Origin of the sequence: Polynucleobacter sp. AP-Elch-400A-B2 (assembly GCF_018688355.1) — a bacterium.
In the GTDB taxonomy this organism is placed as follows: Bacteria; Pseudomonadota; Gammaproteobacteria; order Burkholderiales; family Burkholderiaceae; genus Polynucleobacter.
In genome coordinates this window covers 197077-212581 of sequence record NZ_CP061317.1, presented here as the reverse complement: position 1 = coordinate 212581, position 15505 = coordinate 197077, and the positions used below count along the sequence as shown (strand labels likewise).

16 protein-coding genes and 1 pseudogene are annotated in these 15505 nt (G+C 47.2%); 10 read left to right on the top strand and 7 right to left on the bottom strand.

Features of this window, described 5'->3' with window-relative positions; all coding sequences use genetic code 11:
• Nucleotides 1-19: 19 nt before the first annotated feature.
• Genes thiL through FD977_RS01150 form a run of 3 tightly spaced genes read left to right on the top strand, consistent with a single transcriptional unit; the run spans nucleotide 20 to nucleotide 2141 of the window.
• On the top strand, nucleotides 20-1042 hold the full coding sequence (gene thiL, locus FD977_RS01160; RefSeq protein ID WP_215305767.1) for a thiamine-phosphate kinase: 1023 nt from the start codon (nucleotides 20-22) through the stop codon (nucleotides 1040-1042).
• Entirely contained in the window at nucleotides 1039-1620 is a 582-nt protein-coding gene (locus FD977_RS01155; protein ID WP_215305766.1) for a phosphatidylglycerophosphatase A, read from the top strand. Before thiL ends, FD977_RS01155 begins: the two co-directional genes overlap by 4 nt.
• The gene (locus tag FD977_RS01150) at nucleotides 1617-2141 is read left to right on the top strand and encodes a CinA family protein (RefSeq protein ID WP_215305765.1); all 525 of its coding nucleotides are present in this window, start codon (nucleotides 1617-1619) and stop codon (nucleotides 2139-2141) included. The genes FD977_RS01155 and FD977_RS01150 overlap by 4 nt, the downstream gene beginning before the upstream one ends.
• Before the next feature lie 18 nt (nucleotides 2142-2159).
• Here the strand turns inward: FD977_RS01150 and corA are convergent, their stop codons facing one another.
• Complete coding sequence (gene corA / locus FD977_RS01145; protein WP_215305764.1) at nucleotides 2160-3131, bottom strand: magnesium/cobalt transporter CorA; 972 nt, start codon at nucleotides 3129-3131, stop codon at nucleotides 2160-2162.
• 73 nt (nucleotides 3132-3204) lie between these two features.
• On the opposite strand from corA, the gene pyrF reads away from it, so the two are divergent.
• Nucleotides 3205-4050 carry an orotidine-5'-phosphate decarboxylase gene (gene pyrF, locus FD977_RS01140; protein ID WP_215305763.1) on the top strand — a complete coding sequence of 282 codons (846 nt, stop codon included), beginning with the start codon at nucleotides 3205-3207 and terminating at the stop codon, nucleotides 4048-4050.
• Between the two features lie 2 nt (nucleotides 4051-4052).
• On the opposite strand, the gene mtgA is transcribed toward pyrF, so the two are convergent.
• From mtgA to mpl, 6 genes are read right to left on the bottom strand one after another with little or no spacing between them, the layout of a single operon-like run.
• Complete coding sequence (mtgA, locus tag FD977_RS01135; RefSeq protein WP_215305762.1) at nucleotides 4053-4796, bottom strand: monofunctional biosynthetic peptidoglycan transglycosylase; 744 nt, start codon at nucleotides 4794-4796, stop codon at nucleotides 4053-4055.
• 17 nt (nucleotides 4797-4813) lie between these two features.
• Nucleotides 4814-5722 (bottom strand): shikimate dehydrogenase, encoded by a 909-nt coding sequence (aroE, locus tag FD977_RS01130; protein WP_215305761.1) that lies wholly within the window; start codon nucleotides 5720-5722, stop codon nucleotides 4814-4816.
• Nucleotides 5723-5759: 37 nt separating this feature from the next.
• On the bottom strand, nucleotides 5760-6620 hold the full coding sequence (locus FD977_RS01125) for an energy transducer TonB (protein ID WP_215305760.1): 861 nt from the start codon (nucleotides 6618-6620) through the stop codon (nucleotides 5760-5762).
• Nucleotides 6604-8592, bottom strand: a complete 1989-nt coding sequence (locus FD977_RS01120; RefSeq protein WP_215305759.1) for a ribonuclease catalytic domain-containing protein — start codon at nucleotides 8590-8592, stop codon at nucleotides 6604-6606. The genes FD977_RS01125 and FD977_RS01120 overlap by 17 nt, the downstream gene beginning before the upstream one ends.
• 2 nt (nucleotides 8593-8594) lie before the next feature.
• Nucleotides 8595-9323, bottom strand: a complete 729-nt coding sequence (gene fabG / locus FD977_RS01115) for a 3-oxoacyl-ACP reductase FabG (RefSeq protein WP_215306993.1) — start codon at nucleotides 9321-9323, stop codon at nucleotides 8595-8597.
• A 5-nt stretch (nucleotides 9324-9328) separates the two neighbouring features.
• Complete coding sequence (gene mpl, locus FD977_RS01110; protein ID WP_215305758.1) at nucleotides 9329-10735, bottom strand: UDP-N-acetylmuramate:L-alanyl-gamma-D-glutamyl-meso-diaminopimelate ligase; 1407 nt, start codon at nucleotides 10733-10735, stop codon at nucleotides 9329-9331.
• Between the two features lie 26 nt (nucleotides 10736-10761).
• Here mpl and FD977_RS01105 point away from each other — a divergent pair, with 26 nt between their 5' ends.
• From FD977_RS01105 to FD977_RS10780, 6 genes and pseudogenes are all read left to right on the top strand, one after another.
• Complete coding sequence (locus tag FD977_RS01105) at nucleotides 10762-11289, top strand: TlpA disulfide reductase family protein (RefSeq protein ID WP_215305757.1); 528 nt, start codon at nucleotides 10762-10764, stop codon at nucleotides 11287-11289.
• 248 nt (nucleotides 11290-11537) lie between these two features.
• Nucleotides 11538-11987 carry a type II 3-dehydroquinate dehydratase gene (aroQ, locus tag FD977_RS01100; RefSeq protein ID WP_215305756.1) on the top strand — a complete coding sequence of 150 codons (450 nt, stop codon included), beginning with the start codon at nucleotides 11538-11540 and terminating at the stop codon, nucleotides 11985-11987.
• A gap of 36 nt (nucleotides 11988-12023) precedes the next feature.
• Nucleotides 12024-12473: an acetyl-CoA carboxylase biotin carboxyl carrier protein gene (gene accB, locus FD977_RS01095; protein ID WP_215305755.1), complete on the top strand. Its 450-nt coding sequence runs from the start codon at nucleotides 12024-12026 to the stop codon at nucleotides 12471-12473.
• Between the two features lie 52 nt (nucleotides 12474-12525).
• Nucleotides 12526-13890: an acetyl-CoA carboxylase biotin carboxylase subunit gene (gene accC, locus FD977_RS01090; RefSeq protein WP_215305754.1), complete on the top strand. Its 1365-nt coding sequence runs from the start codon at nucleotides 12526-12528 to the stop codon at nucleotides 13888-13890.
• A gap of 34 nt (nucleotides 13891-13924) precedes the next feature.
• Nucleotides 13925-14854: pseudogene (gene prmA / locus FD977_RS10785) on the top strand (50S ribosomal protein L11 methyltransferase); the annotation flags it as partial.
• Nucleotides 14834-15472, top strand: coding sequence for a DUF3426 domain-containing protein (locus FD977_RS10780; RefSeq protein WP_251369562.1), 639 nt, complete (start codon nucleotides 14834-14836; stop codon nucleotides 15470-15472). The pseudogene prmA and the gene FD977_RS10780, both read left to right, overlap by 21 nt.
• The last annotated feature ends 33 nt before the right edge of the window (nucleotides 15473-15505 follow it).

The following is a 15505-nucleotide window of genomic DNA, read 5'->3' as shown; positions in this document are numbered from 1 at the left end:
AAGAGCCATAAAATAGGGCATGCAATCTCAAACCCCCTCGCTTGGCGAATTTGAACTAATTCAGCGTTTCTTTCAAACGCAGTCAGAACTCATGCTTGCCAATAACCCTGGCTCAATAAAACTGGGAATTGGTGATGATTGCGCCCTACTAAAAACCGACCCTGCTGAGGAGCTTGCCATTACCAGCGACATGTTGGTATCTGGACGACACTTTTTTGCAGATGCCAATCCAGAGTGGCTAGGCTGGAAAGCGCTAGCAGTCAACCTCTCAGACCTAGCCGCTATGGGCGCTAGGCCACTGGGTTTCACACTCGCACTGGCACTACCGGAGGCGAATTCAGCCTGGTTAGAAGCCTTTAGTAAAGGTTTATTTGCAATCGCCAATCAATTTTCTTGCCCCCTCATTGGTGGCGATACTACCGCCGGTCCACTCAATATTTGCATCACTGCTTTTGGCAGTATTCCAAAAGACAAAGCCATTCATAGGTCTGGGGCATTAGAGGGTGATGACATTTGGGTTTCAGGAGCCCTTGGTGATGCCCGACTTGCTCTTGCTGCACTGCGTCATGAGATTGAATTAGAAAGTGGGGATTTGGAAGCGATTGCAGTACGCATGCATCAACCCACCCCTAGAATTAACTTAGGTATTGCCTTGAGAGGTATTGCCAATTCTGCTTTGGATGTCTCCGATGGTCTATTGGGTGATCTGAGGCATATCCTCAAACAATCAAACAAAGATGCAGAAATCTTTTTAGAGCGAATCCCCAAATCCACAACGCTACGCAAACAATCGCCCACTATTCAGAATCAATATGCAGCGAGTGGTGGGGATGATTACGAGCTGTGCTTTACTGCGGCAAGCAGTACAAGAGATGCGATCATCAAAATCAGTAACGAGCTGAATCTTCCACTCACTCAAATTGGTAGCGTCAAATCCATGCAACACTCAGCACCCGAGATACGCATCATCGATAACGATGGAAAAGAATTAAATTCTCAGCAAGCAGGTTTACTGCTGAAATCTTTTGATCACTTCGCATGAATACCCAAACCAATTCACCAGGCCCCTCCACATTGACCCCCAGCTTGGGTTGGGTATTTAGCAAACCAAGCCGAGCCTTGGCGTTCGGCTTGGGTAGTGGCCTGGCACCATTCGCCCCTGGCACCGCCGGAACACTGTGGGCTTGGGCTATTTTCTTATTAGGTAATTACTTTCTATCAACCGTAACATGGTGGTGGATCATTGCCCTAAGCATTCTTCTGGGTTGTTGGATTTGTGGACAAGTCAGTGAAGAGTTAGGGAAAAAAGATTTTGGTGGAATTGTGCTGGATGAAGTGGTCGCTTTCTGGCTTGTATTGATATTTATCATGCCGGCAAACTTATGGATGCAGATTTTGGCATTTGCACTATTTCGATTCTTTGATGCCGTAAAACCCGGTCCGATCGGAGTGATTGATCGACACTTTAAACATTTAGAGGATGGTGATCATGCTTCTCCATCGAGTTTTGGCGTAGTGTTATGGCGCGGTTTTGGAATCATTGCAGATGATCTCGCTGCTGCATTTTTTACGCTTCTCACAATAGCGCTTGTGCAGATTGGATTGGGCTATCTCTCATGAAAAATAATAACGACCCTCAGCATGAACTAGCGAGAGCTGTTGCCCTAGCTCTAATAGGCCGAGGCTGGAGAATTGCTTTGGCCGAATCCTGCACTGGCGGCCTTGTCTGCGCAACACTGACAGACTTAGCAGGCTCAAGTGATTGGCTTGAGCGAGGCTATATCACCTATAGCAATGCCGCAAAATCTGAATGCTTAGATGTTCCAGCGGAAACCCTTGAATCTTTTGGCGCAGTCAGCGAACCAGTTGCCAAAGCGATGGCCGAGGGGGCGCTACGCAATGCTAATGTCAATGCAGCCATCTCCATTACTGGTATCGCTGGTCCAACAGGTGGTTCAGTAGAAAAGCCGGTTGGCACTGTCTGCTTTGGCTGGGCAATTAAAGAAAATGTTGGGCATGATGTCGTTAATACTGTCACTCTCACCAAACGCTTCAACGGCGATCGTCAAGTAGTGCGAGAACAAGCGCGTGATTTTGCGCTCTCTCAATTTTTGGAATTACTTAAACCAAAAAACGCCTAACAAGGTAGCACTACAGGATTAGCGTGAGCTTAGCCAGCCCTTGTGGCGGAAGTAGCCCAATGGAATCATCGCTGAAATCACCATAGAAATAATGGCAACTGGATAACCCCAGGTCTGCTCTAGTTCAGGCATGTAACGGAAGTTCATTCCCCACACACTCGCTAACAAAGTTGGCGGCATTAAGGCGACTGATACCACCGAGAAGATCTTGATGATCTTACTTTGGTTCAAATTAATAAAACCAACCGTCGCATCCATCAAGAAGTTAATCTTATCGAACAAGAAGGCAGTATGGTTTTCTAGTGAATCAATATCTCGCAAAATCTGACGTGCCTCTTCTTGCTGCTCATCAGACAATAATTTGCTACGCATTAAGAAAGATAATGCACGACGGGTATCCATCACATTGCGACGAATACGCCCGTTCGTATCCTCTTCCTTGGCAATAGTTTCAAGTACTTCTTCCGCATCGTTATCGGTGATGTCATCTTGCAACACGCGCTTACCTGCTAGCTCGAGATTTTCATAAACCTCTTCTAAGGCATCGGCAGAATACTCAGCATCAGTGGAGTACAGGTCAAGTAAAACGTCTTTCGCATTACTGACTGAACCTGGACGCAAACGGGCACGCAAACGCACCAAGCGGAATACCGGTAAATCTTCGTCATGAATGGAGAACAAGACTTGCTTGGTCATCACAAAAGCAACTCGTACGTTGCGAGAAGTTTCTTCTTCGTCCAACAAGAAATCAGTCCGAATATGGAGGTGGCCGTCATCTGCCTCGAAATACCGCGCAGAAGCCTCTAAGTCACCTAAATCATCCAATTCAGGCAAAAGAACGCCAAAAGCCTCTTTAATCCACAAGAGCTCTTCCTCTTCAGGGTCAACAACGTCGATCCAGATAGGGTTGGAGTATTGCAACAATTCATTGCGATCTTCCACTTGCTCTTGAGAGAGGCGGCCATTTTGCAGGACGAACAAGTTGATCATGGTGAACTCCTAAGGAATGGTCGCTAGTTTATCCTATGGATATAACAGTTTGACTAAAATAAGCTTAATCCCAATGAACTCTAGCTCAAATACCTTTACCCAACAACTACAGTCCGCATGGGCTTCCCAAGGCAGTATGTTGTGCGTGGGCTTTGATCCAGATCCCAAGCGTTTGCCCGCTGTATTTCAGGGTAAGCCTGAGGGGATTTTTGAGTTCTGCCGCGAGATCGCTGATGCCACTGCGGATACCGCCTGCTCCTTTAAGCCCCAGTTCGCTTACTTTGCCTCCCAAAGAGCCGAAGCTCAACTGGAAAAGCTGACTCGCTACCTTAAAGATAAATACCCCCACATCCCCGTCATCTTGGACTCCAAGCGTGGTGACATCGGTAGTACGGCTGACCACTACGCCCTAGAAGCCTTTGAACGTTATGGTGCGGATGCCGTTACCGTGAACCCTTACATGGGCTTTGACACGATCGAGCCCTACCTAAAGCACGCCGGTAAGGGTGTGATTGTTTTATGTCGCACCTCAAACCCTGGGGGCTCTGACCTTCAGTTCTTAAATGTGTCGCCTGATGGTGAACCCCTTTACCTGCATGTAGCCAAACTCGCTGCAAAACAATGGAATACCTCAGGACAAATCAGCCTCGTGGTTGGCGCAACCTTCCCCGAGGAAATTGCTCAGGTGCGAGCGATTGTGGGTGATATGCCTTTACTCATCCCCGGCATTGGCGCTCAAGGTGGCGATATCGATGCCACTGTTAAAGCTGGTGGTATACCCAATCAGCCAGGCGCAGGCATGATGATCAACTCCTCTAGAGCAATCTTGTACGCAAGCTCAGGAAATGATTTTGCCAAGGCAGCTAGGGAAATCGCCATCGCAACGAGAGATGCGCTAAGAACCGCAAGCACCAAGTAACACTAGCGCGCTTTTGGTTTCTGAGTGGGTGCTAAAGCAACCCTATCCATGTTTTCCAGAATAAAGTCTTGCCGCGTAGGGAAATGAATATTAGCCTTGCGACAGTATTGAGATTTATCGAAACACTTCGGCGCCGGTAAAGCGGAAGCCAAAGCTGCAGCCTGTTCGCGATCAAGCGATGCCGGATTAATGCCGTAGTAATGCTGAGATGCAGCGCCAACGCCAAAGATGCCCTCGCCCCACTCCACTGAATTTAAATAGATTTCATAAAGGCGCTGCTTAGGAAGCATTACCTCCAACAAACCCGTAATGATGAGCTCCTGCGCTTTGCGAAAATAATTCTGCTCGGAAGAAAGAAAAAGATTCTTTGCTAGTTGCTGTGTGATCGTAGAGCCCCCACGCAAAGCAGTTTTAGATTTACCACTACTCTGTTGATTGAGTTGTGAGTTTTTAGTCCAAGCTTTTTTCATATCCTCAACCCGTACACCCATATGCTGAAAGAAGATATCGTCTTCACTCACTAAAACAGCACGTTTGAGATTGCCAGAGATTTTGTCGTAAGGAACCCAAGATGACTGCACCGGGCAAGACCAAGACAGGCCGCAAAGGCGCCAACGTTCAGCCCTCTGAAATGCAGTACTACTTGGATCAAGCGTTGCCCATAATCCAATCTGAAGGACAAAGTACATTTGCATGGCAACAAAGCCACCCAGCAAACACTTCAGAAAGTAAGAAAGCCAGGGCATCAAAGCTCAGCTAGAAACTAGGAATTACGAAGTTCTGCCAATACAGCGCGAGAATCAATCACATCAGTAAGCTGGGTGCCACGCCAAATTAAGAAAGCATCTGCGGCTTGTTCTACCAACATACCCAAGCCATCACTGACCCGTGCACCGCGGTGTAATGCTTGCTGCATCAAGGCAGTGACTTTGCCGTAGACCATATCGTAGGCAAAAGACTGTGGAGTAAATACATTGCTTGCTGCGTCATCGCTAATGGGAGATTCATCAGATAGACCTGCAGCAGTAGCATTAATAATGAGATCAAAAGGAGATGTGGTCTTACCAACATCCTCTAGATCTCCCAAAGAAACTGTGTGGAATATAACATTGAGTGAAGCAGCCAAGTTACTAAATAATTGAACTAATTCATCGGCTTTAGCTTTAGATCGATTGGCAATGATGAGCTCTTTGGGCGATTGCTCTAACAAAGGGCCAAGCACTCCGCGAGAAGCGCCACCCGCTCCCAACAATAAAATTCGGGAGCCTTGAATCTGAATACCCTGAGCCAATAGGTCTCTGACTAAGCCAGCACCATCGGTGTTATCACCAAAGATTTTTCCATCTTCAATACGCAAAGTATTTACAGCTCCAGCGAGCTGCGCACGCGGTGTTAATACATCCGCAAGAGCTTGAGCATCCAACTTAAATGGCACGGTGACATTCATACCCTTGCCACCAGCAGCAAAGAAAGCTTGCGCAGCGGTTTTGAATTTACCAAGCTCAGGCTGTAAACGTCCGTAATGCATTTTCTGATTGGACTGCTCAGAAAATCGTTGATGAATAGCAGGTGATTTACTGTGTGAGATCGGATTACCGGCGACCGCATAGACATCCACCCCAGGAAATTGGGCGGGGTCAGTATGCAATTGGGCAGAAGTAATTTGACTCATAGTCACTACAGGATAAGCGAAATTGAGTGATGTCTACTCAAGGACGCAAATCTAAGCGATCAGATGCATCCCGCGTGAAATCAAAAGTGGACACCCAATCTAGGATATCAATCTGGTTACGCATTTCTGCGGGGAAAGCTCCAAAGGGAGCAGAAGCACGAACAATCGCTAAGGCTTGGCGATCTAATTCAGGATTGCCAGAGCTACGTCCAATACTTAAGCCATCCTTACCCTGAGCATTATTGGCAATGCGTCCTTGGGCATCCACACTAACGACAATAACCAAACTGCCATACAAGGGGCGACCGTTAGCCCGCGGGAAAAATGCGCTGCCATAAGCCTCTATCTTTTGGCGCATAGCATCGTAATACTGAGCAAAGACAACCGCCTTAGTGCTAGCTCCAGTCAAAACCTTACGACGAGGCTCGCGACCATTGACCTGTAGACGCTTATCTAGCTCAGCCTCCAAAGAATTCAGCTGGGATGTCGCTTTTTTCTCATCACCACTTTTACGACCACCCGAGAGCGCTCGATCTGCTTCAAGCTTGGCCAGCATTTGCTTTTGCTGCTTCTCCAAAACCTCAAGACGGGCATCTGCGCCGAGTCTTGCCCGATGGAGCGCACTAGCATCTTGATTGGGAGTATTGCCGCCTCCATGCAAATCGGCTTGCGCTAATTTATTAGCCTGCTTGGGTGCTACTTGATTACTGGCATTCACTAAGACAACGCTGAGTGGTGTATTTAAACGGCGACTCTCTATTTCTCCCATGCCCCAGCGGAAGGATAGAAAAATAAGGTGGGCCAAAATCGAGAGGCCTAGGGCATAGCGAAATGGGTGGCGGCGCCAACCACTATCTAAGCGCCCTACTAGCTGAGTCAGTTTAGGTGGGACTTGCATCACTCTCAGGAACCTCTGGAGTTTCGATGTGAAGAACCCGAACCCCAGCAGTGAGTTGCAAGAGGTCTACGTCAGCAATACTGACTTCAGCTCGAGTCATGCGTGGATGAGTCGCCAATTCGGGAACTGGAAGATGTAATGGGACCAGCTCTACTCGGGACATGCCTTCCTTGAGATGCCTCACAAAAACTTGCTTTGGAACTTCGTCTTGAGTAGACCAGCGTAAGCACCAATATTTCTCAAGGCGATCTTGGTATTCACCGTAGGCTGAATAGCAAGCTTCAAAGTCAGCCGCAATACCCATCAAGGCTGCATCTCGTGGAGGAAACGGTGCCACCATCTTGGCGGTAATGCCATGCTTTGCTATAGCAATTAACTGCCACTGATTTACTAAATCTGAGTAACGGCGCAAAGGTGAAGTACACCAGGCGTAATACTCCAAACCCAATCCTTCATGTGGACCGGGAGTTGTCTGCATGCGCGTGCGTAAGGGACCCCAGCCCTTTTGAGTTCGGAACAAACCAGGTATCCCATGATCTGCTAACAAGCGTCCTGAGGCACTATTACAATAAATCATCCACTCAGCAACGATGGTATCGAGGATGGAGCCGCGTTGACGAGGTGTAATGTCTACCCGTTGCGCACCACCAACTTCTTTAATTTGAAAATGAAAGTCTCTCGCTAAGGCATTGGGATCTAAGACCCCTAATTGCTCAGGACGCAAACCATTCACTACACGCTGCTCCTGGCGCCCTGCATGCAACAACTTTGCTGCGGCCCACAACACACTGAGCTCTTGACGATAAGCATAGTCAGCCGATTCATCAACCAAACTTTCTTCTGTTACCAGATGCTCTAAATTCTCCAGGCGAAGATTTGCCCCCATCGGAACCATCTCGGCGCGCAACTGCAAGGAGTCTTTATCTAGCACTCCGGTCGAATCGATATCAACGTAGATTGATAAGGCCGGGCGAGCAGCGCCTTCATCTAATGAAAACTGCGAAATCACAGTGTCGGGCAACATCGTAATCTTGTCGCCAGGGAAATACACGGTAGACATGCGAGTACGCGCGACCTTATCTAAAGCATCATCCTTAGCAATCACCAAACCAGGTGCCGCAATATGAATACCGATACGATGTCCGCCACCCTCGAGTACAGTGACTGATAAAGCATCATCAATTTCAGTAGTGCCTGAATCATCAATCGAAAATGCGCTTACTTCAGCCAGGGGCAATTCTGAAATAGCAGCATCTAAGGTAGTTTGATCCACCGCCAAACTTGGGTCATGTGCAGCGCCCTGAGGGAAATGCGCTTTCAAGAACATCCCTTGGTGATATTGCAAAGGTGAATCAATCGCACCACAGCGGATCATTAACTGCGCAGGTGACTCTCCTGACTCGGAACACGCTGCAATCAATGCTTTATAGGCAGAGGTATTTTTATCTGGAGAAAACAAAAGTTGATTTGCCTGAGACTTCAGTGTTTCTGGAAACACGCCAGCCACCAGCTCTTGCTGCCATGCAATCTGCTGCTCTAATTCTTTTTGCTTGCGCTCAAGCGCAGCCAAACCAGCTTGCAGTTGCTCTAGCGGCGCCCTCTGAAAACGTCCCCGTCCTTTGCGACGGAAAAATACTGGCGCACCTTGCAAGGTAATAGCCAGAGCCGTCTGCTGAGAAATGCTGGCTTGTGCACCAAAGTACTCATGAGCAACATCCAATAAGCCAAACTCTTCATCAGGTGCGCAGTCCCATAAAAACTGCAGATCAATCTCTTTAGATAAAGTATTTGCCTCATCCATCAAGACTTGTGGATCTAGCTTTTCAAAACGGAGCCAGACTTCTTTAGCCTTTAACTTGATCTTTTTCCCAGACAGACTAGTTGCTTGCCAAGATTGGGCATCTCCAGCGCCCGAGGCAGACTGGACTGTGGCGACCTTGATGTCGCCACCCTCTTCATATAAAAGATGCATTGCTAGAGCGAGATCCCGCCGCTGGCCTCAAGTGCAACGCCATTCACATAGCTAGCCTCATCACTCGCTAAGAATAAATACACGTTAGCCATTTCCTCTGGAGTACCCAAACGACCGAGCCAACTCCGCCTCTCAATATCTTTCAGGATATTTTCTGGCATAGCTTTGACCATCTCAGTAGCAATAAATCCCGGGCATACTGCATTTACCCGAATACCTTTTGGCCCTAATTCACGCGCCCAGGTTTTAGTGAAGCCAATGACTCCAAACTTCGTAGCTGAATAGTTAGTCTGACCAAAGTTTCCATAAATGCCGACAACACTAGAGGCGTTGACGACAGCGCCCTTACCAGCCTCCAGCATGTGTGGAATGACCAACTGCGTGCAATTGAAGACACCCTTCAGATTAACATCAATCACCGTATCAAATTGCGCTTCGGTCATTTTGACTAAGCGTGCATCTTGTGTGATACCGGCATTATTAATTAGGATATCAATGCGTCCGTGACGTTGCATAACTTGATCAACAGCAGCTTCAATGCTCGCACGATCAGTCACGTTCATGACATAGGCTTCTGAGCCCGGAATAAGATCTATAGCAGCTTTAACTGCCTCGGGATTGGCATCCGCAATCATGACCTTCGCGCCTTCTTGCGCAAAGCGTTTTGCAGTTGCAAAGCCAATGCCTTTAGCAGCACCAGTAATGATGGCTACTTTATCTTTCAGTCTCATACTCATTACTTTGCTTTCTCTTGTATTGCAGTCAATATTTTTTGGTGCACCCCACCAAAACCGCCATTACTCATCACTAAAATATGATCGCCAGACCTTGCTTCATTTGCAACAGCCTTAACCAAAGTAGATAGATCATCAAAGGCTGCAGCACGATTTTCACTTTTTGTATTTAATGGGGCTAAGACTTCATTTAAGTCCCAGCCCAAAGAATCTTTACCACTGCTAGCGCCGTAAGCAAAAATTTTATCGGCCGCCTCCAGGCTATTAGGTAACTGGGCTTTCATGACGCCGAGCTTCATCGTATTAGAACGAGGCTCCAAGACTGCCAAAATGCGAGCCTGCCCCACGCGGCGACGTAAGCCATCTAGCGTAGTAATAATTGCTGTAGGGTGGTGCGCAAAATCATCATAGACCGTCACCTCATTGGCGACGCCAATAGTTTCTAAACGACGTTTCACATTCTTAAACTCAGCTAAAGCGCGTGCGGCATCGGCTGGTGTAATGCCAATATGATTTGCGGAGGCAATAGCCGCTAATGCATTGAGCTGATTGTGACGGCCCATGACTCCCGAGTCTGGTGCCCAGGTCACTGTGGCGACCTCTTTACCATCTTGCAAAACAATAAAACCATCGGCCACTTGAGAAATCAAAGACCAGGCATTGTGTTTATCTTGGCCAAACTTTTCAACGGGTGCCCAAGCACCTCTTGATATGACTCTCTCTAAAGCAGGCTCTTCGCCATTAACTACAACAAGACCATTACTCGGTACCGTGCGGACCAAATGATGAAACTGCGTTTCAATTGCAGCAAGATCCGCAAAAATATCAGCATGATCAAACTCCAGATTATTTAACAAAGCAGTACGCGGGCGATAGTGAACAAACTTGCTGCGCTTATCAAAAAATGCCGTGTCGTATTCATCAGCTTCGATCACGAAATATTTACCCTCGCCTAAGCGGGCCGATACCGTGAAATTCAATGGCACTCCACCAATCAAATAACCGGGCTTGTAATGATTGAACTCTAAGATCCAGGCCAGCATGGCGGAGGTGGTTGTTTTGCCGTGCGTTCCGGCAACAGCCAAAACATGTCTATCAAAAAGCACTTGCTCACCCAGCCACTGTGGACCAGAGGTGTAAGGAAGTCCTTGATTGAGAATTGCCTCCATCAGTGGATTGCCACGAGAAACAACATTACCGATGACAAATAAATCAGGCATCGTCTCAAACTGTAATAATTGATCCGGCGAGAATCCCTCAATGAGCTCAATGCCCTGCGCTTCAAGCTGAGTACTCATTGGTGGATATACGTTGGCGTCACAGCCAGTTACACGGTGTCCGGCCTGCCGAGCGATTGCGGCAATGCCGCCCATGAAAGTACCGCAAATGCCCAAGATATGAATATGCATTGGGGAATTTTAGCTAAGGAGTAGCAATGAACCGAAGACAGTGGATCAGCATCATCGCAATTGGTCTTGCAGCGCTCGTTGCCGGGGTCTTAACTTCGCAATGGATTTACAAAACAAGCCTGGCAAGCGACCCGGCTATCAAAGCCTTTTTCGCCAATCCATGGCGAACACCCGATGGAAAATCAGTTGATACCGAACAATGGCGCGGAAAAGTGCTCGTGGTGAACTTCTGGGCATCCTGGTGCCCTCCCTGCGTTGAAGAAATGCCCACTTTGGACAAATTACAAGCAGAGTTCAAGAGTCAAAATGTCTTATTTGTCGGCATCGGTATCGATTCACCCTCTAATATTCGTCAATTCCTAGAAATGACCCCTGTTTCCTACCCAATTGTGATCGGCGGACTTGAGGGCAGCAATATCTCGAAGCAGATGGGGAATGCTCAAGGCGCACTTCCTTACACCGTCATCATTAATACCCAAGGTAAGTCTACTAGCAGCAAATTAGGAAAGATAAGCGAAGAAGAGCTCAGAAGTGCAATTAAATCAGCTTTATAGGGATCTTTAAAGGATCTTTGCAATCATTATTGAGGTCAATATTAGCAATATCTGAGCTGAATATTGCAATATTTACACTTCAAATCGTAAAAAATAGCCAGTTGATTGTGTCATTTTCAGGCTTGGGACAGCACTCCGGGGGTATACTTTAAGTGCAAGATGAAGAAGATTCATCATTAAATAAGCAGTTTTCAGAGAAAAGCTTTATCTCCGCAATAAAACCTAACTGCCTCTAAAAATATCGATCTATGTCGAAAAATACTTCAATTCTCGTTATCCAAGGTCCCAACCTCAATCTGCTCGGAACCCGTGAGCCAGAGGTTTACGGCAAAACTACCATGGAAGATATTCATACAAAGCTAGGTGCGATCGCCAAATCCCACTCAGTTGATTTATCTACCTTCCAAAGTAACCATGAAGGCGAGCTGATTGACCGAGTTCAAAAGGCCAAACAAGATGGGGTGGATTTCATCATCATCAATCCAGGTGCTTTTACCCATACCAGCGTTGCCTTGCGTGATGCACTGGCTGGGGTTGCCATCCCGTTTACGGAAATACACCTTTCAAATATTCACCAGCGTGAGGAGTTCCGCAAACACTCCTACCTGTCTGATATTGCTACCGGCGTTATCTGCGGTTTGGGGGCCATTGGTTATGAATTAGCACTACAAGCAGCTATCGCCCGTTTGCAAAAATAAAGATTTATTCAGAATTACCCGAGAGGAAGCCTTTCCATGGACCTAAGAAAACTAAAAACCCTAATCGACCTTGTTTCTGAATCAGGAATTTCTGAGTTAGAAGTCAATGAAGGCGAAGATCGTGTTCGCATTGTGAATGCTGGCTCTTCAGCTCCTGCAGGTCAAGTGGTTTACGCCAATCCAGCGCCCGCTCAAGCTATGCAAGCAGCTCCTGTGGCTATACCAACTATTGAGGAAGCGCCCGCTGAAACTGGTTTTGTTGCTCGCTCACCAATGGTGGGTACCTTCTATCGCGCCCCAAACCCCGAGTCTCCGGATTTCGTGAAAGTTGGCGATACCGTCAAAGTGGGTCAAACGCTGTGCATTATTGAAGCGATGAAACTTCTCAATGAAATTGAGTCTGAGCAAGCAGGCGTTATTAAGCAAATTCTGTGTGAAAACGGTCAAGGCGTTGAATTTGATCAACCGCTGTTCATCATCGCTTAATAGATCTCCCTTAGATCTATTCCAATCCACCGTTATTTAACTCAGAGCCGACATGTTCGATAAGATTCTGATTGCCAATCGCGGAGAAATTGCTCTCCGCATCCAACGCGCATGTCGCGAGTTGGGAATTAAAACTGTGGTGGTCTACTCAACCGCAGATAAAGAAGCTAAATATGTGAAGCTTGCAGATGAAGCAGTCTGCATTGGACCTGCACCATCACCTCTGAGCTATCTCAATATGCCTGCCATCATTTCAGCGGCGGAAGTAACGGATGCCGAAGCGATTCACCCTGGCTACGGTTTTCTCTCTGAGAACGCCGACTTTGCTGAACGTGTTGAGAAGTCTGGCTTTTCATTCATTGGGCCTACGGCAGCTTCAATTCGCTTGATGGGCGATAAGGTATCAGCGAAGCGCGCCATGATCAAAGCAGGTGTTCCTTGTGTTCCTGGATCGGAAGGTGCCTTACCAAGCGACCCAAAAGAAATTATTGCCACTGCAAAACGCGTTGGCTATCCAGTCATTATTAAGGCTGCCGGTGGTGGTGGTGGACGTGGTATGCGTGTTGTCCATACCGAAGCTGCTCTTCTCAATGCGGTCAACATGACCAAAGAAGAAGCAGGTCGTGCTTTTGGTAATCCTGAAGTCTATATGGAGAAGTTTTTAGAAAAGCCTCGCCACGTTGAGATACAGATCTTGGCTGATACCCATGGCAATGCCATTTGGTTAGGTGAGCGTGATTGCTCCATGCAACGTCGTCACCAAAAAGTAATTGAAGAAGCTCCAGCACCCGGCATTGATCGTCGTGCTATCGCCAAAATTGGTGAACGCTGCGCTGAAGCTTGTAGAAAAATTGGTTACCGTGGTGCTGGAACTTTCGAGTTCTTGTATGAAGATGGCGAATTCTTCTTCATTGAGATGAACACCCGCGTTCAAGTAGAGCATCCAGTCACCGAAATGATTACGGGCGTTGATATTGTTCAAGAACAAATTCGCATCGCCGCTGGCTTAAAACTCAGCTATCGTCAAAAAGACATCATTTTCCGTGGTCATGCCATCGAATGCCGTCTGAATGCAGAAGATCCGTTTAAGTTCACACCAAGCCCAGGGAAAATTGGTTCATTCCATATGCCAGGTGGTCCCGGTATTCGTGTCGACTCACATGCCTATAGCGGTTATGTGGTGCCATCCAACTACGACTCCATGATTGGTAAGTTGATTGCTTACGGTAATACTCGCGAGCAAGCGATACGACGTATGCAGATTGCGCTTTCCGAAATGGTCATCGATGGCATTACAACTAATGTGCCACTGCACCGTGAACTCATGCTCGATCCGAACTTCATCGAAGGCGGAACTAGCATTCACTATTTGGAGCATCGCCTCGAAGAGCAAGCCGCTAGTCGCGGTAAGCCCTAAGTTGCAGGTCAGCTGATGTCAATCTGGAGTAAGCATGTCCTATCGTGAACTCATTTTCACGGTTCCAGCAGAGATTGCAGAGCCTTTAGGTGACGCTTTGCTGGAAGTGGGTGCACTCTCGGTCACTGTTGAGGATGATGCCGCAGGTGCTTACGATGAAAATCCACTCTATGGCGAGCCAGGACTCTCACCAGAAGTTCAAGCTTGGGATCGATCTTCTGTAACTGCACTTTTCAATCCAGAGATGGATGATTCTGATGCAGCAAACTTCATCTCCGAGCTTCTCGCATCCCTCCAGGAAGCGGGATTTCATCTCCCAGCCCCCCAAGAAAAGATTGTTGAAGAGCAGGATTGGGTTCGCCTAACCCAAAGTCAATTTGCTCCAATTCAGATTGGTGAGCGTATTTGGGTAGTGCCTTCTTGGCATGAAGCCCCTACCGACCCTAACGCAATTTGTTTGGCGGTCGACCCAGGCTTGGCATTTGGCACTGGCAGTCACCCCACTACGCACCTTTGCTTACTTTGGCTTGAACAAAACACCATGCTTGCGAATCAAAGCTTGCTTGATTACGGTTGCGGATCTGGAATTCTGGCCATTGCCGCTGCGAAATTGGGATACAAACCCGTAGTTGGCACTGATATTGATCCGCAAGCGATGGTTGCAGCACGCAGCAATGCAGAAATCAACAAGACAGTCATTCGATTTGTCCTGCCCAACGAAAATGCACCAGAACTTGCATCTGAAACTAAATACGACATCGTGATGGCTAATATTTTGGCCAATCCGCTACAAGTTCTAGCGCCTGCCTTGGTAAACAAGATGCGCCCTGGTGGAAAAATTGTTCTCTCAGGCGTTCTTGCTCGTCAGGCAGAGGAAGTCATTGCAACTTACAGTCAATGGTTAACCCTATCTATTTGGAAAGAGAGTGAAGGTTGGGTCTGTTTGCACGGCACACTTCCAGAGCAGGGTGCTAAAGCAAGTTCAGTTGACAAAAATAGAGTTACTTCAACTCCGACTCAAAAAAAAAGTCTTAAGTTAATCCTTCTCAGCCTTTTTTTCCTTTTACTCATCATTGTTGGAGAGCACCTTTCTAGAAATTCTTTACTACCAACATTAGCAACACGTGTTGATGGCAGCTCTTCTGCGATTGCAACAACGAGTTTTTCTCTTTTGCAAAAGTTGGATGAACAATTGTGTCGCGCACTAGGGTGTATAAATCGCTCTGTAAGCGATTTTGCTGCCTGGAAAATAACTTCTGTCACCCTTTCAGCTGAAAACGCGCGAGAGGGCCTTAAAAACGCCTCAAATCAATCTGTGCTGCAAGTTGAAATACAAAATCGTCTTGCACTACCTGTTTTATTCCCGAATTTAGAAATTTCTCTTACCGACGCAGAGGAGTCTGAAATCAAAACGATTCGATTTACTCCGCAAGAATGGTTGCCGACTGCTTGGCAAGATTCGCATCCTGATTTTTTACGTCAAGGCGCCCCTTCCGGTGAGATCTTTTCTTCTGCATTGCCGATTTCTCTACCGCAAAATGCTGCAGGCTATCGTGTCAGAATTTTTTACCCTGAAAAATAGCCCGCACGTCTTATCTCATACTCATTTCAATTG